This window comes from Bacillus cereus group sp. BcHK124, from assembly GCF_027712065.1.
Classification (GTDB): domain Bacteria; phylum Bacillota; class Bacilli; order Bacillales; family Bacillaceae_G; genus Bacillus_A; species Bacillus_A pacificus.
Genome location: NZ_JAQFPJ010000052.1, coordinates 1 through 1,752, shown reverse-complemented (window position 1 = coordinate 1,752; position 1,752 = coordinate 1). Strand labels below are relative to the sequence as shown.

Here is a 1,752-nt window from a genome sequence, read left to right as displayed (position 1 = left end):
GCCACTGGACCTCAAGGTGTTCAAGGTAACACAGGGGCTACTGGTGCCACTGGACCTCAAGGCGTTCAAGGTAACACGGGCGCTACCGGTGCTACGGGACCTCAGGGTGCTCAAGGTAACACGGGTGCTACTGGCGCTACCGGACCTCAAGGTGCTCAAGGACCAGCGGGCGCTACTGGGGCTACCGGACCTCAAGGTGCTCAAGGGCCAGCAGGGGCTACTGGCGCTACCGGACCTCAAGGTGCTCAAGGACCAGCAGGGGCTACTGGCGCTACGGGACCTCAAGGCGTTCAAGGTAACACGGGTGCTACTGGCGCTACTGGACCTCAGGGTGCTCAAGGTAACACGGGTGCTACTGGGGCTACCGGACCTCAAGGTGTTCAAGGTAACACAGGGGCTACCGGCGCTACTGGACCTCAAGGTGTTCAAGGACCAGCGGGCGCTACCGGCGCTACCGGACCTCAAGGTGCTCAAGGTAACACGGGTGCTACTGGTGCTACCGGACCTCAAGGTGCTCAAGGTAACACAGGGGCTACTGGCGCTACTGGACCTCAAGGTGCTCAAGGACCAGCGGGCGCTACCGGCGCTACTGGGGCCACTGGACCTCAAGGTGCTCAAGGACCAGCGGGCGCTACCGGCGCTACTGGACCTCAAGGTGCTCAAGGACCAGCGGGCGCTACCGGCGCTACTGGACCTCAAGGTGCTCAAGGACCGGCGGGGGCTACTGGGGCCACTGGACCTCAAGGTGTTCAAGGTAACACAGGTGCTACCGGCGCTACTGGACCTCAAGGTGCTCAAGGACCGGCGGGCGCTACTGGTGCCACTGGACCTCAAGGTGCTCAAGGGAACACGGGCGCTACTGGTGCTACTGGACCTCAAGGTATTCAAGGACCAGCAGGGGCTACTGGGGCTACTGGACCTCAGGGTGCTCAAGGACCAGCAGGGGCTACTGGTGCCACTGGACCTCAAGGTGCTCAAGGGCCGGCGGGCGCTACTGGGGCCACTGGACCTCAAGGGCCTCAAGGGAACACGGGCGCTACCGGCGCTACCGGCGCTACTGGTGCCACTGGACCTCAAGGTATTCAAGGGCCAACGGGCGCTACTGGTATAGGAGTTACCGGACCTACTGGACCTTCTGGTGGGCCTCCTGGACCTACTGGACCTCAAGGTGTTCAAGGGCCAACGGGCGCTACTGGTATAGGAGTTACAGGACCTACTGGGCCTACTGGACCTAGCTTCCCTATAGCAACAATTGTTGTAACAAACAACATTCAACAAACAGTACTACAATTTAATAACTTTATCTTCAGTACTGCAATTAACGTAAATAATATTATCTTTAATGGCACAGACACAGTTACAGTTATCAACGGTGGTATTTATGTAATTAGCGTATCCATCTCTACAACTGCACCAGGATGTGCGCCACTCGGAGTAGGAATTTCAATAAATGGAGCAGTTGCAACTGACAACTTCTCTTCAAATTTAATAGGCGACTCACTTTCATTTACTACAATCGAAACATTAGCTGCAGGAGCAAACATTTCTGTCCAATCTACTCTTAACGAGATTACGATCCCTGCAACAGGAAACACTAACATTCGTCTAACTGTATTTAGAATCGCTTAAATTTCACTATTTATTGTTTATGGCAAATAAAAAAAGAGCGAGAAACTGAACTGCACCCCAATTGTTAGACACAGTCTAACAATTGGAGGTGCAGTTTTTCTATGGCTAAATTTACAGCTGATG

General features: G+C 54.6%; 1 protein-coding gene. It reads left to right on the top strand.

The genetic code is table 11. The annotated features are described in order from the left end of the window. Positions 1 to 1,629, top strand: a 1,629-nt coding sequence (locus tag PDK19_RS27155) for a Gly-Xaa-Xaa repeat protein (RefSeq protein ID WP_270708204.1), incomplete at its 5' end; no start/stop codon positions are given. Positions 1,630 to 1,752 lie beyond the last annotated feature (123 nt).